The organism is Brevundimonas sp. TSRC1-1 (genome assembly GCF_049898245.1).
Lineage (GTDB): Bacteria > Pseudomonadota > Alphaproteobacteria > Caulobacterales > Caulobacteraceae > Brevundimonas > Brevundimonas mediterranea_A.
The window spans coordinates 303,304-325,438 of sequence record NZ_JAFCXI010000002.1; the positions used below are offsets into that span (position 1 = coordinate 303,304).

Sequence of the window (22,135 nt, forward strand, 5' to 3'; positions counted from 1 at the left end):
GCGAGAAGGCCCATGCCCAAGATCGACATCGACAGCGCGCCCCGGGGCGACGGCACGACCTATCCGGACGAGTTCGCCGGCCCCTGCCTGTCGCGCCGCCGCTGGAAGCTGGGCGATGCGGCGGGCCTGAGCCAGTTCGGCGTAAATCTGCTGCGTCTGCCCGCCGGCGCCTGGTCCAGCCAGCGCCACTGGCACGAAGCCGAGGACGAGTTCGTCATGGTGGTCGAGGGCGAGGTCGTCCTGATCGAGGACGAGGGCGAGACCGTGCTGCGCGCCGGCGACTGCGCCGGCTTCAAGGCCGGCGTTCCGAACGGCCACAGGATCGAGAACCGATCCGGCCATGAGGCGGTTCTGCTGGAGGTCGGCACGCGCAGCCCGACCGTCACCCCTTGCGACTACCCCGATATCGACATGGTCCTGCCTGCGGGCGCGGACCGATACTTCCACCGCGACGGTTCGCCCTATCCGAAACAGCCCAGACGCACGTGACCTCAGACTCTACCGACACCGCCCCTGCCGAAGGCCCCGACAGTCCGTGGGGCATCCGCGATTTCCGCCTGTTGTGGTTCGGCCGCGTGGTCGCCGTGCTGGCGATCCAGATCCAGTCCTCGGCCCTGTTGTGGCAGGTCTATGAGATCGCCCGGCGCGACCATCCGATCGAGGAGGCCAGCCTGTATCTGGGCCTGGTCGGCCTGTGTCAGTTCCTGCCGCTGCTGGCCTTCACCCTGCCGGCCGGGGCCATGGCCGACCGGCGCGACCGCAAGCGCACGGTGTGGATCTCCATCCTGGTCGAGGCGGCCTGCGCCGGGTCGTTCCTGGCCATGGCGCTTCACGGAAACCCGCCCCTGTGGGGTCTGCTGGCGGTGGCGGCCCTGTTCGGCGCGGCGCGGGCCTTCCTGGCGCCGGCCAGCCAGGCCTTCCTGCCCATGGTGGTGGGGCGCAAGGCCCTGCCGCCCGCCATCGCGGCCCAGTCCATCGCCTTCCAGACCGGGGCCATCGCCGGCCCGGCCCTGGGCGGCGTGATCGTCGGCGTCAATGTGCCCCTGGCCTATGCCGTGTCCCTGGGCATGTTCCTGCTGGCGGTCGCGGCCTTCATCCTGATCCGCACCGGCGGCAAGCCCGCGCCCCAGGCCAATCCCCTGTCGCCGATCGACTCGGTCAAGGAGGGGCTGGCCTATGTGTGGAAGACCAAGATCGTCCTGGGCGCCATCTCCCTGGACCTGGTCGTGGTCCTGCTGGCGGGCGTCGCGCTTCTGACGCCCATCTTCGCCCGCGACATCCTTCATGTCGGACCCCAGGGCTTCGGCCTGCTGCGCGCGGCCTTCGGGGTGGGGGCCATGGGCATGGCCATCTATCTGAGCCGGTTCCCGATCCGGCGGAACGGCGGGCGCTGGATGTTCTCGGCCGTGGCGGTGTTCGGCATCTGCACCCTGACCTTCGGCCTGTCCAGGATCGTCTGGCTGTCCGGTCTGGCCCTGCTGATCGGCGGGGCGGCGGACATGATCAGCGTCAATGTGCGCCAGACCCTGATCCAGCTGGCCACGCCCGATCATATGCGCGGCCGGGTCTCGTCGGTGTCGATGCTGTTCATCGGCGCCTCGAACGAGCTGGGCGAGGCCTATTCCGGCGTCATGGTGCGCATGTTGGGCGCGGTCGGGGCGGCGGTGTTCGGCGGGGTCGGCGCGCTGGCGGCGACGGGCGCCTGGTCGGCGATGTTCCCGGGGCTGAGGAAGGCGGATCGGCTGACGTGAGGTCTCCGTCTCTCCCTCCCCCTGCGGGGGAGGGGCGTCGCGTAGCGACGGGGTGGGGGCGGCCAGGCGACGACGCACGGACTTGATCGGGCGAGGTCTGCGACGCGTCGCCCGGCCCGCCCCGCCCGGCTTCGCCTGCGGCTCAGCCCCCCTCCCCCGCAGGGGGAGGGAGAGGCCTGTGGCTCACCACGCCCTGAAATGTTTCGACAGCTTCAGGCCCTGGTTCTGATAGTGGCTGCCGCTCTCGCCATACAGGCGGCTGGGCCGTTCGGTCAGGGGTTCGTAGACCAGGCGGGCGACGATCTGGCCGTGTTCCAGCAGGAAGGGGGTGTCGTGGGTGCGGACTTCCAGCACGCCTTTCGACCCCGCGCCATGCGCCTCGTCCGTGCCGAAGCCGGGGTCGAAGAAGCCGGCGTAGTGGACGCGAAACTCGCCCACCGACGGGTCGATGGGGGTCATCTCGGCGGCCTGATCGACCGGGATCTCGACGTCGTCGGACGAGGCCAGGATATAGAACTCGCCCGGATCCAGCAGCAGTTCGCCGCGACGCAGCGTCAGCGGCTCCCAGAAGTCGCGCGGGTCGTGGCCGTCGATATGATCCAGATCGACCACCCCGGCGTGGCGTCGCCCCCGGAAGCCGACGATGTCGCCGCCCTGCAGATCGACGCCGACCGAGCGGGTCTCCAGCTTGGGCGGATCGCCGGCCTTGAGACGCAGCTGGTTCAGCCGGGTGCCCGGCCGCACCAGGATGGAGAAGGTCTGGGGCGCGACCTCCATATAGAGGGGGCCGTCATAGCCCTCGGCCACGTCGTCGAAACTGGCGCCCTGATCGGTCAGCAGGCGCACGAAGACATCGACCCGGCCGGTCGAGGACTTGGGATTGGCCCGCGCGATCAGGCCCTGGGGCAGGTTCAGCCGCTCCTGCAGGCGCACGATATAGACGCAGCCCTTTTCCAGAACGACCCCGGCGTCGGTGATCTCGATGGCGTGCATGGCCACGTCGGCGATCCGTTCCTCGACCTTGCGTCGGCCGGGCAGGAAGGAGGCGCGCACGCGCCAGGCCTGGTCCGACAGGCGCAGGTCCAGGCTGGCCGGCTGGACCTGGTCGTGATCGAACGGGGTGTCGGAGGTGATGGCGCCGGCGGCGATCAGCGTCTCGATGGACTGGGCGGGCAGGATGCCGGGACGGGGCGCTTGGAAGGAGCTCATGGCGTCTGTCTCACACGGTTTTCGCGGCTTGTCTCCAAGTCGCGCTTGCAGCCCGCGCGCGGCGGGGCGAGCATATAGCCCATGCACGATGGTCCTGCCTATACCGCCGAAACCAACGGCATCCTGATCCGGGTCCGGCCCAGCTATCTGGCGGGCCAGTCGGACCCCGACGAGGGCCGCTGGGTCTGGGCCTATCAGATCGAGATCGTGAACTTGACGGGATCGACGGTGCAGCTGATGGCGCGCCGCTGGACCATCACCGACGGTCACGGCCATGTCGAGGAGGTGCGCGGCCCCGGCGTGGTCGGCGAACAGCCGGTGATCGAGCCGGGCGCCAGCTACGCCTACGCCTCGGGCTGCCCGCTGCCGACCGACAGCGGGTCGATGGTCGGCGCCTATTATATGACGGACGCGGACGGCCGCAGTTTCGAGGCGGAGATTCCGGCGTTCTCGCTGGATACGCCGGATGCGCGGCGGGTGTTGAACTGAGATCTATGAAGTTTACGATTCAGCGGGATATTTCCGCCGCAGCAGGCGCACTCTCGCTCTGCGAACGGGCGGCGTCAGGGAGATGGCGACGCCGACGAGACTGGCGGCCAGCCCGACAAATCCTGAGACCATAAGGTCGTGCGTCAAGCCAAGCGCGGCGGGAAATCCAAGCGCGGCCGGAAGGGCGGCTCCAACGACGATGACGCGGTCCGGTATGCTCATGACGCCAACCTGCCGTCGTCCGCTGAAGAACTCGCTAACGTCCGCCTGTGGCTCTCTACAACCAGTTGGGACGTTTCTGATGGAAGCACCGCAACCAAGGCGGATGGGGCTGCGTCAACCCGGATGAACCGCAGCCCCGCCCCCTGAAGTCTCGCCGGCCGCTTGCGCAGACCGGCGAGGGGGAAGTCGGCTCCCTAGAGAGCATCTCTTTGTGGCGCTATGTTCGCGACGCGGTCGCTCACGACTTGAGCGCATTCGTGCGCTCCCGCGCGAAGCGCCGCGCTCAAGTAGCGCGAAGCGCGATAGCGCCCTTAGATGTAGCGACGCAGACTGCGGGCCAGATCCGAACCGCTTTCCTTGGCGCCGCGACGGACTTGCGGCTGGTAGGCGACGCGGGCGTGTTCGACGCAATAGACGCCTTCCGAGGCGCGGCGGCCGCAGAAGCTGAACTCCCGCGAGGACGGGTCGCCGATCGGCCATTTGCACATGTGCGCGCCCAGGGTCATGACCGTGGCCGTGCCCGGCAGGTCCGGGATCGGGGCGGCCGGGGGCGTCGGCGGGACCGGCTTGGACGAGACGGCTTCCAGGCGGCGCGGAGCCGAAGGCTGGGGCGCCTGGGCCGGGGTCGCGGCCGGAGCGGCCGGACGCGGGCGGGTGGTGCGGAAGCTGGTCGCGGTGCGCGCCGGCTGCGACGGAGCGGCCCGGCCCGACAGGCCCAGACGGTGCACCTTGCCGATCACGGCGTTGCGGGTGACCCCGCCGCCCAATTGTTTGGCGATCTGGCTCGCAGACTGGCCCTCGAGCCAGAGCTTCTTCAGCGCGCCTACGCGGTCGTCGGTCCAGCCTGCGGTCATGCCACCCTCAGCGAGTTTGGATTCAATATCTAGGTCCAGGCTCCCCCTCCGGGGTCTTGACCTACCACTAATCGTAAACCAGCCATTAAGAGACGCAAGATGTGCGAATCAACCGTCCACAGAAACCAGATATTGAATCTTCGTTAAGGTTAAGACGGGTTCGTCAGGCGTCACGCGTGAATCGTGAGTCAGCGAAGGCCACGATTCACCAGTCACGAGTCACCCCGACCTTGCGAAGACAGGCCTCAGAGCGCATCTGGCGGCCATGACCGAGACCACGCCCGACCTGATCTCCACCCGCCCCGCCGGACTGCCGCAGCCGCGACGCTACCCGGGGATCAACTGGATCGGGGTGCAGACCCTGTATCTGCGCGAGGTGCGGCGGTTCTGGAAGGTGGGGGCCCAGACGGTGGCGGCGCCGGTGGTGACGACCCTGCTCTATATGCTGGTCTTCGTGGTCGCGCTTCAGGGCGCCCGGCCGCCGCTGCACGGCACGCCCTTCGCCCTGTTCGTGGCGCCCGGCCTGATCATGATGGCGGTGCTGAACAACGCCTTCGCCAACGCCTCGTCCAGCCTGATCCAGGCCAAGATCATGGGCACGGCCACCGACTTCCTGACCCCGCCGCTCAGCCCGCTGGAGCTGACGATGGGCTTCACCCTGGGCGCCGCGACGCGCGGGGCGGTGGTCGGTCTGGTCACGGCCCTGTGCGTCCTGCCGTTCGCGCCGCTCGGCGTGGCCAATGTCTTCGCCATCGTCTGGTTCGCCCTAGCGGCCAGTTTCATCATGGGCATGACCGGGATTCTGGCGGGCCTTTGGAGCGAGAAGTTCGACCATCTGTCGGCGGTCCAGAACTTCATCGTCATGCCCATGACCTTCCTGTCGGGCACCTTCTATCTGGTCGACAACCTGCCCGAGCCGTTCCGCTCGTTCAGCCGCTACAATCCCTTCTTCTATCTGATCGACGGCTTCCGCTACGGCTTCATCGGCCATGCCGAGAGCAACCTGACGGTCGGCGTGATCGGTTCGGCCGTGCTGATGGTCGTCATGGGAGTCGTCTGCTGGCTGGTGTTCCGCTCGGGCTGGCGTCTGAAGAGCTAGCGCGCCGGAAGCAGCCCCGCCATGGCGTCCAGATAGGCGACGAAGGCGGTCCGGCCCTCTTCGGTCAGCCGGGCCTCGGTCAGGGGCTTGCGGCCGACGAAGCTCTTGGTCACGGCGACGAAGCCCGCCTCCTCCAGCTTTCGCAGATGGACCGACAGATTGCCGTCGGTCGTCTGCAACCGGGCCTTCAGCGTGTTGAAATCCGCCGCCTCGGCCCCGGACAGATAGGCCATGATCCCCAGCCGGATTCGCCCGTGGATCACCTCGTCGATCCGGCTGATATCGAAATCATCCGCCATCAGACGATCTCCGACGGTTCCTGCCGCATCAGGATCAGGCCGGGAACAAAGGCGACGGCGAAGATCACCACGGTGAAGACCAGGTACATGGCCATGTCGCCGGCGAACCACCCCACCACCACAGCGCCGATGTAGGACAGGATCCCCGTCATCGTCATCCAGCGCACGCACGTCATGGTGCCCGCGATTATCCAGGCCGAGCCATAGGCCACGAAGACGATGGTCGGCATGGCCATCATCACCGACCAATCGCCAGACTTAAGCCCCATGGCCATAAACCCCATCCAGGTGGCGAAGATCCCATATCCAACCGCCGACCAGGCAGAGCCGACCGCGCGATTGCCCGACGAGTTGAAGCCCGGCTTGCCCTTCATCCGACCGATCAGAACCGCCAGGGCCGCGCCAAACACGAGGCCGGATCCGATCCAGAGCCAGACCGGCGCCCAGGGCGAGGCGTCGATCACGTCGGTGAGAAGAGCCCACTGAGCCAGATTGGCCGCCCCGAAAATAACCGCGGCCGTCACCAGCACCGGCCCCGCCAGCAACGGCGCGTGCCGCCCCTCGTGGGCCAAGGCCCGCATATAGGCGATGTCGTCCTGGATAGTCTGTGTGTCGCGCGTCATGGCGCCCTCCTCCTGAAATCCGATGATCACAGGATGCACAATGTACTTTTGTTTGTAAAGTTCTTTCTCGACATTAGACCCCTCCCCACATATGGGGCAGTGGCGCGGCGGCCCCCTCCCCGCAAGGGCGGGGAGGAGGCAAGCGGCGATCACCGGAACGGCGGCTCGTCGAAGGCGCGGAGTTTGCGGGAGTGCAGGCGCGAACCCTCGTTGCGCATCAGGTCCACCGCCTGAATGCCGATCTGGAGGTGTTCCGAGATCGAGCCTTCGTAGAAGCGGTTGGCCTGGCCCGGCAGTTTGATCTCGCCGTGCAGCGGCTTGTCCGAGACGCATAACAGGGTGCCGTAGGGGACGCGGAACCGGTAGCCCTGGGCGGCGATGGTGGCGCTTTCCATATCGATGGCGACGGCCCGGCTCTGGTTGAAGCGCAGCGCCGACTTCGAATAGCGCAGCTCCCAGTTCCGGTCGTCGGTCGTGACCACCGTGCCGGTGCGCAGGCGCAGCTTGACCTCGTCGCCGGGCATGCCGCTGACCGACTTGGTCGCATCGTACAGGGCGCGCTGGACCTCGGCGATCGAGGGGATCGGAATGTCCGGCGGCAGCACCGCGTCCAGAACATGGTCGTCGCGCAGATAGGCGTGGGCCAGGACATAGTCGCCGATGGTCTGGCTGGCGCGCAGGCCGCCGCAGTGGCCGATCATCAGCCAGACATGCGGGCGGGTGACGGCCAGGTGGTCGGTGATGGTCTTGGCGTTGGACGGGCCGACGCCGATATTGACCAGGGTCACGCCCTTATGGCCCGGCGCGGTCAGGTGATAGGCCGGCATCTGGTGCTTCTTCCAGGCCGTGTCGCTGATCGAGGCCTCGGGATTGGGCGTGTCGCGCGTGATCACCACCCCGCCGGCGCAGGACAGGGTCTCGTACGGCGTGCCCGGCGTCTGAAGCTGCTCGATGGCCCAGCGCACGAACTCGTCGACATAGCGATTATAGTTGGTGAACAGGACATAGGACTGGACATCGTCCACCGGCGTGCCGGTGTAGTGCCGCAGCCGCGCCAGCGAGAAGTCGGTCCTCAGTCCGTCGAAATGCGACAGGGGGAAGTCGCCGCCCATGTCGAACAGGCCGTCGGCGATCTCGTCGCCGATATGGGCCAGGTCCGTGGTCGGGAACCAGCGCGCCAGGGCCGCCGTCATCGACCGGTCCAGCGCCACCTCGAGACCGTCGGTCACATAGGGGAAGGGGATTTCCTGCTTCGAGATCCCGACCTCGAAGGTCGCGGCGTACTCCTGCTCCAGCAGGCCCAGCTGTTCGGTCAGATAGGGGCGGAACAGGTCCGGCCGCGTGATCGTGGTGGCGTAGGTTCCCTGTTTCGACAGCCGGGCGTAGGCGCGCGGCTCCAGGTCCTGGGGACGATCCCCGTCCCAGCGGATGCGAAGTTCCGGATAGGCGAACACCCCTTCGGCGCGTTTCAGCGGATCGGGCCGCGCGCCGGTCTCGACGAAATCCCGCACGGCGTCGCGCAGGTTGGTCACGGATTGGGTGTAGAGGGTTTCGAGGCGGTCCAGCGCCGCCTGTGCTGTCATCTGTTCTGTCATGACTTCCTCTAGCGAAGCTTCGTGACAATGGCGAGGCGTTGCGGCTTCAATCTCGATTTCGCTGCATTGCAGCAATTTATGACGCCTGCGCGGTTGCGGTTCGGGCGATTGCCGGGCATCTGCCGGGCATGTCCGCCGCACCTGCCTCGCCGCCCGCCCAGCCCGCCAGGAAGGAGCCCGGCTTCGTCGAGTTCGTCTGCCTGATCGCCCTGATGATGGCGCTGAACGCCCTGGCGATCGACTCGATGCTGCCGGCCCTGCCCCACATCGGCGCCGACCTGAACGTGACGACCGACAACGACCGCCAGTGGGTGGTGACCGCCTATCTGCTCGGTTTCGGCGGGGCCCAGCTGTTCTACGGCCCGCTGGCGGACCGGTTCGGGCGTAAGCCCGTACTGCTGTTCGGCGTCGGCGTCTATGTGGTGTTCAGCCTGCTGGCGACCCTGGCGCCCACCTTCGACATGCTGATCCTGGCGCGGATCGGCCAGGGCCTGGGCAGCGCCTGCACCCGCGTGCTGGCCGTCTCCATCGTACGCGACCGCTACGAAGGCCGCACCATGGCCCGGGTCATGTCCTTCAGCTTCCTGGTCTTCCTGGGCGTGCCCATCCTGGCCCCGTCGCTGGGGCAGTTGATCATGCTGGTCGGACCGTGGCGCTGGATCTTCGCGGGCCTGGGCCTGATCGGCGTGGGCCTGATCGTCTGGGCGTCGCTTCGTCTGCCCGAGACGCTGAAGCCCGAGGATCGGCTGCCGATCCGGGTGAAACGCCTGACCTCGGCCTACAGGACCGCCCTGACCGACCGCACCGCCGTCGGCTACACCCTGGCCATGACGGCCATCACCGGGGCGCTGTTCGGCTTCATCAACTCGTCGCAGCAGATCTTCGCCGACGTCTTCGACGCCGAGGCGGCCTTCCCGGCCGTCTTCGCCCTGATCGCCGGCGGCATCGCCGTGGCCTCGATCGTCAATGCGCGGCTGGTGGTCCGGCTGGGATCGCGCAAGATCTCGCACACGGCCCTGATCGGCTTCACCGCCATTTCGGCCGTCCACGCCGCCGTGGCGATCAGCGGGCATGAATCGATCTGGACCTTCGCCGTGCTGCAGACCCTGACCATGTTCTGCTTCGGCCTGATCGCCGGCAACTTCGGCGCCATGGCCATGGAGACCATGGGCCATATCGCCGGCACCGCCGCCTCGATCCAGGGCTTCGTCTCCACCATCTTCGGCTCGCTGCTGGGTTTTGCGGTGGGTCAACAGTTCAACGGCACCACCGTGCCCATGGTGCTGGGCTTCACCGTCTTCGGCCTGATCGCCCTGGCCTGGGTCCTGTTCGCCGAGCGCGGCCGGCTGTTCCGGTCGCATCACGCGCCCGGCGCGACGGCGCACTGAGGCTTTACCGACCGCAGGCTTGATCTTTTCGACGTTTCCGCGCGTTCTCCGGCCAACCCCTCTGGTCAGCCCCGGAAAGCCTCGATGAAGCGCAAAGCCTTCGGTCTCGTCTCCGCCCTCGCCCTTGCTTCGGTTCTCGGCCTCGGCGCCTGTTCCACCCCGACCGGAGGAACCGCGTCGATGACGCCGCCCGCCATCGCCCCCGCGCCCGGCCCCGACGCGGTCGACAGCCACACCTACGCCCGGCCCGAGATCGCCCGCGTCGTCGACGTGGCCCTGGACCTGACCGCCGACTTCAACGCCAGGACCCTGTCGGGAACGGCGACCCTGGACATCCTGGCCGTCCCCGGCGCCAATGAGGTGATCCTGGACATCCGCAACCTGGACATCCAGGACGTGCGCGACGCCTCAGGGCAACCGCTGCGCTATGTCGTCGGCGACGATGACGCCATCAAGGGCCAGCCCCTGACGGTCTATTTCCCGGCCTTCGCGCCCAATGAACGGCGCAAGATCACCATCCGCTATTCGACCCGTCCCGACGCGGCGGCCCTGCAATGGCTGTCGCCCAGCCAGACGGCGGGCGGTCAGAAGCCCTATCTGTTCAGCCAGGGCCAGGCCATCCTGACCCGCACCTGGGTTCCGACCCAGGACAGCCCCGGCATCCGCCAGACCTATTCGGCCCGCATCACCGCCCCGGCCGACCTGACCGTGGTCATGAGCGCCGACCAGCTGACGCCCAAGGGCGAGTCGGCCGCCAATGGGATGAAGTCCTGGCGCTTCCGGATGGACAATCCGATCCCGCCCTATCTGATCGCCATCGGCGTCGGCGACATCGCCTTCGCCCCCTTCGACGAGCGGACCGGGGTCTGGACCGAACCCAGCCGCCTGCGCGCGGCCGCCGCCGAGCTGGAGCCCACCGCCGAAATGGTGGACGCGGCCGAGAAGCTCTACGGCCCCTATCGCTGGGGCCGGTACGACCTGCTGGTCCTGCCGCCTTCCTTCCCGTTCGGCGGGATGGAGAACCCAAAACTGACCTTCGCCACCCCGACCATCATCGCCGGGGACCAGTCGCTGGTCTCGCTGGTGGCGCACGAACTGGCCCACTCCTGGTCGGGCAATCTGGTCACCAACGCCACCTGGAACGACTTCTGGCTGAACGAGGGTTTCACCACCTATTTCGAGAACCGGATCATGGAGTCGATCTACGGCCATGACCGCGCGGTGCAGGAACAGGTGCTGAGCTGGGACGGGCTGCAGGACGAGCTGAAATCCCTGCCCGCCGCCGACACCCGCCTGCATCTGGACCTGACCGGCCGCGATCCCGACGACGGCATGAACACCATCGCCTATGACAAGGGTTCGGCCTTCCTGCGCACCATCGAGCGGATCGCCGGGCGCGAGAAGTTCGACGCCTGGCTGCGCGGCTATTTCGACCGCAACGCCTATCGGCCCATGACCACGGCCATGTTCCTGAAGGACATCCGCACCCATCTGGTGAAGGGCGACGCGGCTCTGGAATCCGAACTGCAGCTGGACGCCTGGGTCTATCAGCCCGGCCTGCCGTCCAACGCCGTGGCCCCGGTCTCGAACGCCTTCACCCCGGTCGATGCGGCCGCCGTCGCCTTCTTCAAGGACAAGGGACCGGCCTCCGCAATTCCGTGGGCGGAGTGGAACACCCAGCAGCGCCAGCGTTTCCTCGGCTGGCGCCCAGAGGGCCTGGCCGCCAACGCCGACTGGTTGACCGCCGCCCAGCTGGCGGATCTGGAGCGCACCCTGAACCTGGCGAACGAGGGCAACAGCGAACTGACCTTCGCCTGGCTGCAGATCGCCCTGGCCCACCGCTATCAGCCTGCGGTCGCCACGGCGGAGAAATTCCTGACCAGCCAGGGCCGGCGCAAGTTCGTCCTGCCCCTGTTCCAGACCCTGTGGAACGAGGGCGACTGGGGCCGCCCCATCGCCCGCCGCATCTACGCCGAGGCCCGGCCGTTGTATCACCCGGTGACCAGCGGTTCGGTCGATCAACTGGTCGGCCGGCCGTAACGCAAAAGACCCTCTCCCGCTTGCGGGAGAGGTGGCCCGGCGTTCGCGAAGCGAACCAGGGTCGGAGAGGGGAGTCTGATTTCAGAAAAAACTTCCCCCATCGTCAGGCGTGTCGCTTCCCCCGCAAGCGGGGGAAGGTGGGCCTCGCCCCCCGCCCCTAAAGGTTGACCACGCTCGCGCCCGCCTCGTCCGACAGCCGCTCCGCCAGGACGGCGCGGTGGCACCCGGCGTGATCGGCCTCGAAGCACAGCAGGGCCACGCGCTTCTCGCCTGCCAGCGCCTTCAGCCGCTCATATTCCATCTGAGCCTGAGGCTCGGCCAGATGGTCGGCGAAGATGGCGCGCATTTCGGCGACATGACCCTTGCGGGCCGCATCCCGACCCGCCTTGGGCGTGCCCAGGCCGCGCAGATGCAGATAGTCGATCCCCTCGGCCTTCAGGCTCTCGCCCAGAATCGTCTTGGAAAACCCGGCGCGGCGCGAGGCGGCGACGGCGCGGACATCGACCAGAAGATCGACCCCGGCCGCCTTCAGCCGGTCGATCACCTGGGCCTGGGTCGCGCCCTCGTAGCCGATTGTGAAGACTTTCATGGGTCGCAGATAGGGGCGGCGGCCACGATCGCCAGCTTGACAGTCCAACGCCGCGTTGCGGTGCGGCGCCCTATCGTTTATCCCGCCGACACGGATTTCGACTGGAGCTTTCCCCATGGCTGACCTCGCCCCCGGCGTCGTGACCCTCTTCGGAGGATCCGGCTTCATCGGATCGCAGGCGGTGCGCGCCCTGGCCCGTCGCGGCTGGCGCATCCGCGTGGCGGTGCGCAACCCGGTTCTGGCCATCGAGGTCCAGCCCCTGGGCGATCCGGGCCAGATCCAGTTCATGCGCTGCGACGTGACCAATGCCGAGGATGTGGCGGCGGCGGTGCGCGGCTCTCACGCCGTGGTCAATCTGGTCGGCGTCCTGCACGACGGCGGCGGCAAGCGCGGCTTCAAGAGCGCCCATGTCGAGGCCGCCAGGAACATCGCCCAGGCGTCCAAGGCCGCCGGCGTGGAGCGCGTCGTCCAGATCTCGGCCATCGGCGCCGACGCCAACAGCCGCTCCGCCTACGCCCGCACCAAGGGCGAGGCCGAGAACGAGATCCGCGCCGTCTATCCCGACGCCGTCATCCTGCGCCCGTCGCTGGTGTTCGGCGCCAGCGACGGCTTCCTGAACCGGTTCGCCGCCATGGCGACCATGGCCCCCGCCCTGCCGCTGATCGGCGGCGGCAAGACGCAGTTCCAGCCGGTCTATGTCGGCGACGTGGCCGAGGCCGTCGCCCGCGCCGTGATCCGCGGCGACGCGGCCGGCCGCACCTTCGAACTGGGCGGTCCGGACGTCTTCAGCTTCCGCGAAGTGCTGGAGCTGGTGTGCCGCGAGACCGGCCGCAATCGGCCGCTTCTGCCCATCCCCTTCCCCGTCGCCCGCCTGATGGGTTCGGTGTTCCAGACCGTCGCCCTTCTGGGCCTGACCCCGCCCCTGACCCGCGATCAGGTCGTCATGCTTCAGTCCGACAACATCGTCTCGCCGGACGCCGCCGGCCTGACCGACCTGGGCATGGTTCATCCGACCAGCATGGGCTCCATCGCCCCCTCCTATCTGTGGCGCTATCGCGACGGCGGCCAGTTCGCCGTCTCGCCCGCCCACTGACACGCCCTTCGCCGGTTTGACGCCCGGCCGTGAAAACGGCCCATTCTAACTTAAGACCCGGCCGTGAAAACGGCCGGGCGATCTTCGCACGGCGGAACAAATAGTGCACAACCTTCGGATGCCCGCCACGCAAACCCAGTTCCGCCCCGACCAGGACCCGACGCTGGACGACGCCCGGTCCCTGCTGTCGCGCGTCTGGGGCCACGGGGATTTTCGCGGCCTGCAAAGCCAGGTGGTGGCCGAAATCCTGGCCGGGCGCGACGCCCTGGCCGTGCTGCCGACCGGCGGCGGCAAGAGCGTCTGCTATCAGATCCCGGCCATCCTCCGCCCCGGCCTGGGCCTCGTGGTCTCGCCCCTGATCGCCCTGATGACCGACCAGGTCGAGGCCCTGAAGCAGCAGGGGGTCGCCGCCGCCCGCCTCGATTCCGGCGTCTCCCTGGACGAACGTTCGGCCATCTGGGCCGCGGCCCGGTCCGGCGATCTGGACCTGCTGTACGTCTCGCCCGAAGGCCTGGCGGCGGGGGCCATGATGGACCGGCTGGCCGAACTGCCGCTGAGCCTGATCGCCATCGACGAGGCCCACTGCGTCAGCCAGTGGGGCCACGACTTCCGTCCCGACTATCGCAGCCTGGGTCTGCTGGCCGAGCGGTTCCCGAACGTCCCGCGCATCGCCGTCACCGCCACCGCCGACGCCCGCACCCGCGACGACATCCTGCGCTCGCTGCGGCTGGAACAGGCCAAGGTCTTCGTCGACAGTTTCGCCCGCCCGAACCTGCAACTGTCGGCCGAGCGCAAGGAAAGCGCCTCGCGCGCCAAGACCGACGCCCGCGTCATCGAACTGGTGCGCGAACGGCGCGGCAAGTCGGGCGTGGTCTATTGCGGCAGCCGCGACGGCTGCGACCGCGTGGCCCAGGCGCTGCGCGACGCCGGAACCAACGCCATCGCCTATCACGCGGGCATGGACACCAAGGAGCGGGACCGCCGGCTGGAGCGGTTCCTGGCCGAGGACGGCGCCGTCATGGTCGCCACCATCGCCTTCGGCATGGGAGTGGACAAGGCCGACGTCCGTTTCGTCATCCACGCCGATCCGCCGGGTAGTCTCGAGGCCTATTGGCAGGAGATCGGCCGGGGCGGCCGCGACGGCGAACCGGCCGAGGGCATCACCCTGTACGGCCCCTCCGACATCGCCTGGACCCTGCGCCGGCTGGACAGCCGCCCGATGGCCGAGGAGGTCAAACAGGTCCAGGTGCGCAAGGCCCGCCAGCTGTTCGCCATGCTGGACGGCGCCGTCTGCCGCGCCCAGGCCGTGCGGCGCTATTTCGGCGAGACCGACGCAGAGCCTTGCGGCGTCTGCGACATCTGCGGCGACCCGCCGCTTCTCTATGACGCGACCGTCCCGGCGCAAAAGGCCCTGGCGGCGGTCCAGCGGCTAGGCGGCCGGTTCGGCCGGGGCCGGATCGTCGACCACCTGACCGGCCGGACCAAGGCGGTCCAGCCGTGGGAGCAGCAGCTGTCCACCTGGGGCATAGGCGCCGACATCTCGCCCAACGGCTGGCGCGACATCGTCGATCACCTGCTGTTCGAAGGCCTGCTGGTCGAGGATCCGAACGACGGCAAGCCCCTGGTCGGTCTGGGCGACGGCGAGGCGGTGCGCGCCGTCTACAAGGCCGAACGCAAGATCGAGGTGCGCCGCGTGCCCGCCGGCTTCGACGCCGGCACGCGCTCGGGCAATCCGCGCAATCGCCGCGACCGCACCGGCGAGGGCCGCAATGCGGCGCTAGAGACGATGGACGCCGACGTCCGCGCCCGGTTCGAGGCCCTGCGCGCCTGGCGCCGCGACCGCGCCTCCGAACAGCACGTCCCGCCCTATGTCATCTTCCAGGACAAGACCCTGCTGGAAATCGCCCACGCCGAGCCCGGCGACCTCGCCGCCCTCGCCGCCCTGCCCGGCGTCGGCCAGTCGAAACTGGACCGCTACGGCAAGGGGGTGTTGGAGACGTTGGCGAAAGGCTTGGAGCCCGAAGACGGTCGTCCCTCGGACATCATCGACCGGGCGCGCGATTTGCGCCGAGAGATGAGTTTGCCCGAGGTCCAGCTATGGCAGGCGCTGCGGGGCGAGAAATTGGGCGGGCTGAAGTTCCGCCGCCAGCATCCGATCGCCCCCTATGTGCTCGACTTTTATTGCGCCGGCGCGCGACTGGCGGTCGAGATTGACGGAGAAAGTCATGAAGGGCGAGGCGCTCAAGACGCCCGGCGCGACGCCTTCTTGCTGGATCAGGGCATACGCACCCTGCGGATTCCGGCCCGCGACGTCCTTAACGACCTGACCGCCGTCACCGACCATATCCATCGCGAGGCCCGCAGCCGCTAAGACCCTCTCCCGCTTGCGGGAGAGGTGGCCCGGCGTTCGCGCAGCGAACCAGGGTCGGAGAGGGAAGTGTCGCTCAAAGGGAGACTTCCCCCATCGTCAGGCGTGTCGCTTCGCGCCACGACCTGCCACTTCCCCCGCAAGCGGGGGAAGGTCTGCACCTATCCCATGAACCGTTCCACCGCCGCCTGAAAGCGCGCGGGTTGGTCGATCATGACCTGGTGGTCGGCGCCCTCGATGCGGACGAATTGTGCGGGCCGGCGCAGGGTGGAGAAGCCGTAGCGGTACAGGCCCTCCAGCCGGTTGCGCGGGTTGTTCGTGTCCCGCGTCCAGCCATAGACCACCGTGACCGGGGCGGTGACGTCGCGCAGCCGTTGGCGCAGATCGACCGTCAGAGCTTCGTACAGGCCCTGGGCCAACACCCGCCGGTCGCCGCCCTGCAGGCCCAGGCCGTCGAACACCATGTCGCCCGCCAGGCCGAGGTCGCCGCCCAGGGCCGAAACCTGGCCCTTCAGCGCCTGGTCCCCGAACAGCATCAGGGCCTGATAACCCAGCCGCGCCAGGGGCTCGACCTCGCGGGCGGTGACGCGGGAATCGACCAGGGCCGGAAAGAAGGGGGCGGAATCGACCACCATCACCCGGCCGATCCGGTCCCGCATGTCCGCCGCGACCCGCAGCGCGATCTGGCCGCCCAGCGAGTGGCCGATCAGGGCGGGGCGCGAAAGCCGCTGTTCGCGGATGTAGCGTTCGATCTCCAGAGCGGCGGGCGCGGCCAGGGCGCCGCCGGCGTTGGCGCCGATATCCGTCTGGCCGAAGCCCCGGATGGTGACCAGATGCACCCGATACCGGCCCTCCAGCTTGTCCGCCGTCGACCGCCAGGCCGCCCCGGTTGAGCCCAGGCCCGGAATGAAGACGATATCCGGCCCCGCGCCCCGCGTCTCGACGATGATCCGGTCGGAGCGGAAGGCGGGGGCGAGAGACGCCGATACTGTTGTCCGGGCGACGGCGGCGCCAGGCAGGACGACGAACAGGATCGCGAAAAGCGGAGCAAGAAGACGGCGCATGACCCGCACCTAACGCACGATCACGGCGATCGGTTGACGGCCGCGACCGTTAGTCATCGCCCCTTGAAGTCCGGCTTGCGCTTGTCGACGAAGGCGGACATGCCCTCCTTCTGGTCCTCGAAGGCGAAGAGAGAGTGGAACAGGCGGCGCTCGAACCGCACGCCCTCGGTCAGGGTCGTCTCAAGGGCGACATTGACCAGTTCCTTGTTCATCATCACCGCCAGCGGGCTCTGGGCCGCGATCTTGGCGGCGGCGGCGCGGGCCTCGTCCAGCAGGGCGTCGGGAGCGACGACGCGGCTGACCAGGCCGGCGCGCTCGGCCTCGGCGGCGTCCATCATCCGGGCGGTCAGGATCATGTCCATGGCCTTGGACTTGCCGACCAGACGGGTCAGCCGCTGCGAGCCGCCGATGCCGGGCGCCACGCCCAGATTGATCTCAGGCTGGCCGAACTTCGCCGTCTCGGACGCGATGATGAAATCGCACAACATCGCCAGTTCGCAGCCGCCGCCCAGGGCGTAGCCCGACACGGCCGCGATGATCGGCTTACGGAAGCGCATGATCCGGTCATGGCCCAGGGCGAAGAAGTTCCCCTTGAACATGTCGGCGTAGGACTGGTCGGCCATCTCCTTGATGTCGGCGCCGGCGGCGAAGGCCTTGGCCGAGCCGGTCAGGATCAGGCAGCGCACGCTGTCGTCGGTCTCGACCGCATCGAGGAAGGCCGCCAGCTCGCCGAACAGGGTCGAGTTCAGGGCGTTCAGCGCCTCCGGCCGGTTCAGGGTGACGACGGCGTAGCCGTCGGCGCAGCGTTCGATCAGCAGGGTGGAATAGGCGTCGGCCATGGGCGGTCTCCTTTGAGCGCGGTCATACAGGGACGAAGGCGGGCTTGCTACCGGCGCGGCGTCAAGGCCAGCGTCAGGCCGGCGCGCACCAGTTCGGCGACGACCGCCATGCCGAGCAGCAGATTGGCGGCGATCACCTGGCCGCGCGCGCCCGACAGATCCAGCGTCCAGCCGAAGACGGACGAAAGCGCCAGGACCAGGGCCGAGAGCAGGATCAAGCCGACCAGCAGCATCAGGGCGACATGCCCCGCCTTCAGCGCCGCCTGAAGCGTCGGCCCGTCGTCCAGCGCACGGGTGCGCCGTCGAAGCAGACGGGCGATCAGCCCGGTGGCGGCCCCTTCTGCGACGACGGCGACGATCAGGGCGGCGAGAAACCACCAGATCAGTCCCCCGAGATCGCCGGAGCGCAGACCTTGAGCGAAATGAAGGAAATAGGCGCCCCAGACCAGGACGCCGACCACCAGACTGATCCACAGATGGATTTTGCGCATGGTGCGGACCTCTTCGGGATTACGTCTTCTGGCAAGACGGGCAGTAGAAGGTCGAGCGACCGCCCTGGACGATGCGCGCCACGACGCCGGAGCAGCCTTCGCCGCGACAGGCTTGACCCTCGCGGCCGTAGACGTCGAACCGGTGCTGGAAATAGCCCTGGCCGCCCTCGGCGTTGGCGAAATCCTTCAGGGTCGATCCACCGGCGGCGATGGCGTCGTTCAGCACGTCGCGGACGACGGCGGCCAGCCGCTCCAGCCGCGCCTTCGACACAGATCCGGCCGCGACCAGGGGCGAGATGCGGGCGCGGTAAAGCGCCTCGCAGACATAGATGTTGCCCAGTCCGGCGACGATCCGCTGGTCCAGCAGCGAGACCTTGATGTTCTGTGTCTTGCCGACGAAGGCCTCGACCAGGTGCGCGCCGGAAAAACCATTGCCCAGGGGTTCGGGGCCCAGGCCGGCGAACCACGGGTGGACCTCGACCTGGTCGGTCGGGATCAGACCCATGAAGCCGAACCGGCGGGCGTCGGCGTAGCCGATCCGGGTCGAGGCGCCGTCGCGGACGGCGCAGCCGCTGAAATGCTCGTGCTTGCCGGCGATGGGCGCCGCCTCCTCGAACTCGCCCAGCTGGGTTCCGTCCAGGGTGAACCGGCCGGTCATGCCCAGATGGGTGATCCAGGTCTCGCCGCTAGACAAAGGCATCAACAGATATTTGGCCCGTCGGTCGATCCGTTGGACCGTCGCCCCCTCCAGCCGCTCGACGAACCGGTCGGGAAAGGGAAAACGCAGATCGGGCCGGTTGATCCTGACCCGGGACAGGCGCGCGCCCGCCAGTACGGGCGTCAGGCCGCGTCGGACGGTTTCGACCTCGGGAAGTTCAGGCATGGACCGGTCCTAGCGCCTCGACACGGGCGGGCCAAGCGGATCGTCCGCCCCCGCTGCGATCTTCGGAAAACCTTGTTCGAACCGACGTTCAGCCGACACCCTGGTCTGTCATCCATTTTAGGCGCACTCCGGGGGGAACGTGTCTCAATCGATCATCATCCGCCGGCCCGGCGTCCGCGTCTCGAACCTGATTCGTTCGGTCGGTCTGACGCGCGACGACGCCGCGATCCTGGCGGCGGCGGCCGTTTTGGCGGTCAGCGTCTATTTCCTGGCCTTTCCCGGCGTCGATATTGCGGTCAGCCGTCTGTTCTACCGGCCCGAAGCCGGCTTCTTCCTGGCCGACAATCCCCTGCTGAAGGCGTTGCGCAAAAGCTCCTCCCTCGTTCTGGCCCTTATGCTTCTGGGCGTGATCGGCCGACTGGCGTGGCGCGCCCTGCGTCGCCGGCCCCTCGGCGCCGCCGCGCGCCGCGCGGTCTTCGTCCTGGCCGCCCTGGCCGTCGGGCCGGGCCTGGTCGTCAATCTGGTGCTGAAGGGGCTGTGGGGCCGCGCCCGTCCGGTTCAGATCGACCAGTTCGGCGGCGACGCGGCCTTTACCCCCGTCTGGATGGTCAGCGACGCCTGCCAGTCCAACTGCTCCTTCGTTTCGGGCGAGGGCTCCAGCGCGGCCTGGATGGTCGGGGTCCTGCTGGTAGTGACGCCGGCGAAATGGCGGCCGGTCGTCCTGCCCCTCGGCCTCGTCTACGCCTTCGCCCTGTCGATGAACCGGCTGGCCTTCGGTGGGCATTTCCTGTCGGATATCCTGCTGTCCTGGGCCCTGACGGCCCTGGTCATGGCGGGGGTCTATCGGGTGACGGTGGCCTCGCCCGGTCTGGTTCGTCGGGCCCGGCGGCGGTTCCGGGGGCTTCAGCCTCTCCCCGCCTGAGCGTTGTCTGGGCGTGACCGGTTGCCGCAGGCGACGTTATGGGCTTACGTCCGCGTCGAACGTGGGAACCAATCTCGATGACTGACGCCGCCGCTGCGCCCCAAAGCCCTGCCCAAAAGGGCCGGCTTGAACTGACCCTTCGCGCCCTTGTGCTGGGCTGCCTGCTGGCGGTGATCTTCACCGCCGCCAACACCTATCTGGGCCTGCTGGTGGGCCTGACCTTCGCCTCGGCCATTCCGGCGGCGGTGATCTCGATGGCGGTGCTGCGGGCCTTCCGCACCTCGACCATCTGGGAGAACATGACCGTCCAGACCGTGGCCTCGGTCGGCGGGGCCATGAGTTCGATCATCTTCGTCCTGCCCGGCCTGGTGATGATCGGCTGGTGGCTGGAGTTTCCCTTCTGGCAGTCGGTGGCCATCTGCATCCTGGGCGGCGTGCTGGGGGTGACCTTCTCCATCCCGCTGCGCCGCGCCCTGGTGACCAACGGCGGCCTGCCCTACCCCGAGGGCGTCGCCGCCGCCGAGGTGCTGAAGGTCGGCTCTCGCGGAGCCGAACAGACCGAGAGCGCGGTGCGCGAGAACAAGTCCGGTCTGTGGATCGTCGTCGCCGGCGCTGTCGTCTCGGCCGGCTACGCCCTGCTGGTCGCGGGTCGCGTCTTCGCCGGCGAGGCGGCGAAATTCTTCAAGCTGCCGGCCGCCCTGGGCGGCGGCGCCACCGGCATGGGTTTCGGCATGCAGTTCGCGCTTCTGGGCGCCGGCCACCTGATCGGCCTCACCGTGGGCCTGGCCCAACTGTTCGGTCTGATCCTGGCCTGGGCCATCGCCGTGCCGATCCTGACCAGCCCCGACACCGTCGCCTGGCTGACGGCGCACGGGATCCCCTCCATCGCCTCCACCCTGCCCGTCGGCGCGCCGGCCGAGGAGTTGGCGGCGACCGTCTGGAGCCGTGAAGTTCGCTTCATGGGCGCCGGCGTCATCGGCGTCGCCGCCATCTGGACCCTGGTCAAACTGGCCGGACCGCTGATCGGCGGCCTGACCTCCGCCCTGGCCGCCAACGCCAAGCGCGCCCACGGCGAGGTGCTGGAACGGACCGAACAGGACCTGCCCATCAAGCTGGTCGGCGCGATTTCGGTCGCCTGCCTGGTCGGAATCGCCGGCCTGCTGGCCTGGTTCGCCCAGAGCGCCCCGGCCCTGGCGGGATCGACCCCGCTGCTGGTCATCGGCGGCCTGGTCTATGTCGTCCTGATCGGTTTCGCCGTCGCGGCCATCTGCGGCTATATGGCCGGCCTGATCGGCTCGTCGAACAGCCCGGTCTCGGGCGTCGGCATCCTGGCGGTCGTGATCGCCTCGCTGCTGATGCTGGGCGTCATGGCCATCGCGGGGGTTCCGGCCGATCCGTCGATCATCGCCTTCGCCCTGATCGTCACGGCCGTGGTCTTCGCCGTCGCCGTCATCGCCAATGACAATCTTCAGGACCTGAAGACCGGCCAACTGGTCGAGGCCACGCCTTGGCGCCAGCAGGTCGCCCTGATCGTCGGCGTCGGCGCCGGCGCCATCGTCATTCCCCTGATCCTGAACCTGCTGAACCAGGCCTTCGGCTTCGAGGGCGGGCCGCCCGCCATCGTCGAGGGCGCCAAGACCCTGGCGGCGCCCCAGGCCACCCTGATCTCGGCCCTGGCGCGCGGCGTCATCGGCGGCGATCTGCGCTGGGACCTGATCGGCCTGGGCGCGGTGATCGGCGTGATCATCATCGTGCTGGACGCCGTCGTGTCCAGGGCCACGAACGGCAGGGTCAAACTGCCGCCGCTCGCCGTCGGCATCGGCTTCTACCTGCCCGCCGCCGTCACGACCATGCTGGTCATCGGCGCCGTCTGCGGCTGGATCTATGACAAGGCGGTCTCCAGCACCCGCTACGCCGATGTGGCGCGCCGCATGGGCGTGCTGCTGGCCTCGGGCCTGATCGTCGGCGAGAGCCTGTTCGGCGTCTTCACCGCCGGGGTCATCGTGGCCACCCGCGACGACGCGCCGTTCGCCATGCTGCCCGAGGGTTCGACCTGGCCGGCCATGCTGGCGGGGATCATCGGCTTCGCCGTCGCGGTGTTCGGCCTCTACGCCTGGACCCGCAGCCGCGCCAAGGCGGTGTGACACAACACTTCTCCCTCCCCCTGCGGGGGAGGGGGGCGGAGGCGTAGCCGGAGCCGGGTGGGAGCGGCAGGGCGACACATCGCAAACCTGGCTCGGTCGGATAGGTGCGCCCCCGCCTGGCCGCCCCCACCCCGTCGCTGCGCGACGCCCCTCCCCCGCAGGGGGAGGGAGAT

General features: G+C 68.5%; 20 protein-coding genes and 1 pseudogene. 11 read left to right on the forward strand and 10 right to left on the reverse strand.

What is annotated here, in order from left to right; genetic code table 11:
• Positions 1-12 precede the first annotated feature (12 nt).
• The gene (locus ACP7CK_RS07525; RefSeq protein WP_426025619.1) at positions 13-489 is read left to right on the forward strand and encodes a cupin domain-containing protein; all 477 of its coding nucleotides are present in this window, start codon (positions 13-15) and stop codon (positions 487-489) included.
• Positions 486-1,751, forward strand: a complete 1,266-nt coding sequence (locus tag ACP7CK_RS07530) for an MFS transporter (RefSeq protein WP_426025620.1) — start codon at positions 486-488, stop codon at positions 1,749-1,751. The genes ACP7CK_RS07525 and ACP7CK_RS07530 overlap by 4 nt, the downstream gene beginning before the upstream one ends.
• Before the next feature lie 183 nt (positions 1,752-1,934).
• Here the strand turns inward: ACP7CK_RS07530 and ACP7CK_RS07535 are convergent, their stop codons facing one another.
• Complete coding sequence (locus tag ACP7CK_RS07535; RefSeq protein ID WP_372704808.1) at positions 1,935-2,960, reverse strand: 2'-deoxycytidine 5'-triphosphate deaminase; 1,026 nt, start codon at positions 2,958-2,960, stop codon at positions 1,935-1,937.
• 81 nt (positions 2,961-3,041) lie between these two features.
• Here ACP7CK_RS07535 and apaG point away from each other — a divergent pair, with 81 nt between their 5' ends.
• Positions 3,042-3,449 carry a Co2+/Mg2+ efflux protein ApaG gene (apaG, locus tag ACP7CK_RS07540; RefSeq protein ID WP_008263607.1) on the forward strand — a complete coding sequence of 136 codons (408 nt, stop codon included), beginning with the start codon at positions 3,042-3,044 and terminating at the stop codon, positions 3,447-3,449.
• Positions 3,450-3,982: 533 nt separating this feature from the next.
• On the opposite strand, the gene ACP7CK_RS07545 is transcribed toward apaG, so the two are convergent.
• Positions 3,983-4,525, reverse strand: coding sequence for a GcrA family cell cycle regulator (locus tag ACP7CK_RS07545; RefSeq protein ID WP_287927952.1), 543 nt, complete (start codon positions 4,523-4,525; stop codon positions 3,983-3,985).
• A gap of 265 nt (positions 4,526-4,790) precedes the next feature.
• On the opposite strand from ACP7CK_RS07545, the gene ACP7CK_RS07550 reads away from it, so the two are divergent.
• Positions 4,791-5,624, forward strand: coding sequence for an ABC transporter permease (locus ACP7CK_RS07550; RefSeq protein ID WP_035308773.1), 834 nt, complete (start codon positions 4,791-4,793; stop codon positions 5,622-5,624).
• Here the strand turns inward: ACP7CK_RS07550 and ACP7CK_RS07555 are convergent.
• The 3 genes from ACP7CK_RS07555 to ACP7CK_RS07565 form a co-directional block, all read right to left on the reverse strand.
• Positions 5,621-5,923: a winged helix-turn-helix domain-containing protein gene (locus ACP7CK_RS07555; RefSeq protein WP_154726070.1), complete on the reverse strand. Its 303-nt coding sequence runs from the start codon at positions 5,921-5,923 to the stop codon at positions 5,621-5,623. The genes ACP7CK_RS07550 and ACP7CK_RS07555 overlap by 4 nt on opposite strands.
• The gene (locus ACP7CK_RS07560; RefSeq protein WP_426025621.1) at positions 5,923-6,546 is read right to left on the reverse strand and encodes a hypothetical protein; all 624 of its coding nucleotides are present in this window, start codon (positions 6,544-6,546) and stop codon (positions 5,923-5,925) included. The genes ACP7CK_RS07555 and ACP7CK_RS07560 overlap by 1 nt, the downstream gene beginning before the upstream one ends.
• A 149-nt stretch (positions 6,547-6,695) precedes the next feature.
• Positions 6,696-8,141, reverse strand: coding sequence for an AMP nucleosidase (locus ACP7CK_RS07565; RefSeq protein ID WP_372704810.1), 1,446 nt, complete (start codon positions 8,139-8,141; stop codon positions 6,696-6,698).
• A 128-nt stretch (positions 8,142-8,269) separates the two neighbouring features.
• Here ACP7CK_RS07565 and ACP7CK_RS07570 point away from each other — a divergent pair, with 128 nt between their 5' ends.
• Both ACP7CK_RS07570 and ACP7CK_RS07575 read left to right on the forward strand, forming a co-directional pair.
• Positions 8,270-9,529, forward strand: coding sequence for a multidrug effflux MFS transporter (locus tag ACP7CK_RS07570; RefSeq protein WP_426025622.1), 1,260 nt, complete (start codon positions 8,270-8,272; stop codon positions 9,527-9,529).
• 84 nt (positions 9,530-9,613) lie between these two features.
• A complete protein-coding gene (locus ACP7CK_RS07575; RefSeq protein ID WP_426025623.1) occupies positions 9,614-11,569 on the forward strand; it encodes a M1 family metallopeptidase in 1,956 nt (651 codons plus the stop codon).
• A gap of 157 nt (positions 11,570-11,726) precedes the next feature.
• On the opposite strand, the gene ACP7CK_RS07580 is transcribed toward ACP7CK_RS07575, so the two are convergent.
• Positions 11,727-12,158 (reverse strand): DUF488 family protein, encoded by a 432-nt coding sequence (locus tag ACP7CK_RS07580; RefSeq protein ID WP_426025624.1) that lies wholly within the window; start codon positions 12,156-12,158, stop codon positions 11,727-11,729.
• Between the two features lie 115 nt (positions 12,159-12,273).
• Here ACP7CK_RS07580 and ACP7CK_RS07585 point away from each other — a divergent pair, with 115 nt between their 5' ends.
• From ACP7CK_RS07585 to ACP7CK_RS07595, 3 genes and pseudogenes are all read left to right on the forward strand, one after another.
• On the forward strand, positions 12,274-13,251 hold the full coding sequence (locus tag ACP7CK_RS07585; RefSeq protein WP_426025625.1) for a complex I NDUFA9 subunit family protein: 978 nt from the start codon (positions 12,274-12,276) through the stop codon (positions 13,249-13,251).
• Between the two features lie 118 nt (positions 13,252-13,369).
• Positions 13,370-15,253 (forward strand): annotated as a pseudogene (recQ, locus tag ACP7CK_RS07590) (DNA helicase RecQ); the annotation flags it as partial.
• A gap of 72 nt (positions 15,254-15,325) precedes the next feature.
• Entirely contained in the window at positions 15,326-15,622 is a 297-nt protein-coding gene (locus ACP7CK_RS07595) for an endonuclease domain-containing protein (protein WP_426025900.1), read from the forward strand.
• Between the two features lie 158 nt (positions 15,623-15,780).
• On the opposite strand, the gene ACP7CK_RS07600 is transcribed toward ACP7CK_RS07595, so the two are convergent.
• Genes ACP7CK_RS07600 through mutM form a run of 4 tightly spaced genes read right to left on the reverse strand, consistent with a single transcriptional unit; the run spans position 15,781 to position 18,896 of the window.
• Entirely contained in the window at positions 15,781-16,683 is a 903-nt protein-coding gene (locus tag ACP7CK_RS07600; RefSeq protein WP_426025626.1) for an alpha/beta fold hydrolase, read from the reverse strand.
• Between the two features lie 53 nt (positions 16,684-16,736).
• On the reverse strand, positions 16,737-17,522 hold the full coding sequence (locus ACP7CK_RS07605; protein ID WP_035308791.1) for an enoyl-CoA hydratase: 786 nt from the start codon (positions 17,520-17,522) through the stop codon (positions 16,737-16,739).
• Between the two features lie 47 nt (positions 17,523-17,569).
• A complete protein-coding gene (locus ACP7CK_RS07610) occupies positions 17,570-18,013 on the reverse strand; it encodes a hypothetical protein (RefSeq protein WP_008260728.1) in 444 nt (147 codons plus the stop codon).
• Between the two features lie 19 nt (positions 18,014-18,032).
• Positions 18,033-18,896, reverse strand: coding sequence for a bifunctional DNA-formamidopyrimidine glycosylase/DNA-(apurinic or apyrimidinic site) lyase (mutM, locus tag ACP7CK_RS07615; RefSeq protein ID WP_292130558.1), 864 nt, complete (start codon positions 18,894-18,896; stop codon positions 18,033-18,035).
• A 139-nt stretch (positions 18,897-19,035) separates the two neighbouring features.
• Here mutM and ACP7CK_RS07620 point away from each other — a divergent pair, with 139 nt between their 5' ends.
• Positions 19,036-19,818, forward strand: a complete 783-nt coding sequence (locus ACP7CK_RS07620) for a phosphatase PAP2 family protein (protein WP_426025627.1) — start codon at positions 19,036-19,038, stop codon at positions 19,816-19,818.
• Between the two features lie 77 nt (positions 19,819-19,895).
• On the forward strand, positions 19,896-21,962 hold the full coding sequence (locus ACP7CK_RS07625) for an OPT family oligopeptide transporter (protein ID WP_426025628.1): 2,067 nt from the start codon (positions 19,896-19,898) through the stop codon (positions 21,960-21,962).
• The last annotated feature ends 173 nt before the right edge of the window (positions 21,963-22,135 follow it).

What these genes read in the sequence shown, in the direction of transcription:
- ACP7CK_RS07525 (WP_426025619.1), top strand. Translation starts at nt 13, where the DNA reads ATGCCCAAGATCGACATCGACAGCGCGCCCCGGGGCGACGGCACGACC.
- ACP7CK_RS07535 (WP_372704808.1), bottom strand. Translation starts at nt 2,960, where the DNA reads ATGAGCTCCTTCCAAGCGCCCCGTCCCGGCATCCTGCCCGCCCAGTCC.
- apaG (WP_008263607.1), top strand. Translation starts at nt 3,042, where the DNA reads ATGCACGATGGTCCTGCCTATACCGCCGAAACCAACGGCATCCTGATC.
- ACP7CK_RS07545 (WP_287927952.1), bottom strand. Translation starts at nt 4,525, where the DNA reads ATGACCGCAGGCTGGACCGACGACCGCGTAGGCGCGCTGAAGAAGCTC.
- ACP7CK_RS07550 (WP_035308773.1), top strand. Translation starts at nt 4,791, where the DNA reads ATGACCGAGACCACGCCCGACCTGATCTCCACCCGCCCCGCCGGACTG.
- ACP7CK_RS07555 (WP_154726070.1), bottom strand. Translation starts at nt 5,923, where the DNA reads ATGGCGGATGATTTCGATATCAGCCGGATCGACGAGGTGATCCACGGG.
- ACP7CK_RS07560 (WP_426025621.1), bottom strand. Translation starts at nt 6,546, where the DNA reads ATGACGCGCGACACACAGACTATCCAGGACGACATCGCCTATATGCGG.
- ACP7CK_RS07565 (WP_372704810.1), bottom strand. Translation starts at nt 8,141, where the DNA reads ATGACAGAACAGATGACAGCACAGGCGGCGCTGGACCGCCTCGAAACC.
- ACP7CK_RS07570 (WP_426025622.1), top strand. Translation starts at nt 8,270, where the DNA reads ATGTCCGCCGCACCTGCCTCGCCGCCCGCCCAGCCCGCCAGGAAGGAG.
- ACP7CK_RS07575 (WP_426025623.1), top strand. Translation starts at nt 9,614, where the DNA reads ATGAAGCGCAAAGCCTTCGGTCTCGTCTCCGCCCTCGCCCTTGCTTCG.
- ACP7CK_RS07580 (WP_426025624.1), bottom strand. Translation starts at nt 12,158, where the DNA reads ATGAAAGTCTTCACAATCGGCTACGAGGGCGCGACCCAGGCCCAGGTG.
- ACP7CK_RS07585 (WP_426025625.1), top strand. Translation starts at nt 12,274, where the DNA reads ATGGCTGACCTCGCCCCCGGCGTCGTGACCCTCTTCGGAGGATCCGGC.
- ACP7CK_RS07595 (WP_426025900.1), top strand. Translation starts at nt 15,326, where the DNA reads ATGAGTTTGCCCGAGGTCCAGCTATGGCAGGCGCTGCGGGGCGAGAAA.
- ACP7CK_RS07600 (WP_426025626.1), bottom strand. Translation starts at nt 16,683, where the DNA reads ATGCGCCGTCTTCTTGCTCCGCTTTTCGCGATCCTGTTCGTCGTCCTG.
- ACP7CK_RS07605 (WP_035308791.1), bottom strand. Translation starts at nt 17,522, where the DNA reads ATGGCCGACGCCTATTCCACCCTGCTGATCGAACGCTGCGCCGACGGC.
- ACP7CK_RS07610 (WP_008260728.1), bottom strand. Translation starts at nt 18,013, where the DNA reads ATGCGCAAAATCCATCTGTGGATCAGTCTGGTGGTCGGCGTCCTGGTC.
- mutM (WP_292130558.1), bottom strand. Translation starts at nt 18,896, where the DNA reads ATGCCTGAACTTCCCGAGGTCGAAACCGTCCGACGCGGCCTGACGCCC.
- ACP7CK_RS07625 (WP_426025628.1), top strand. Translation starts at nt 19,896, where the DNA reads ATGACTGACGCCGCCGCTGCGCCCCAAAGCCCTGCCCAAAAGGGCCGG.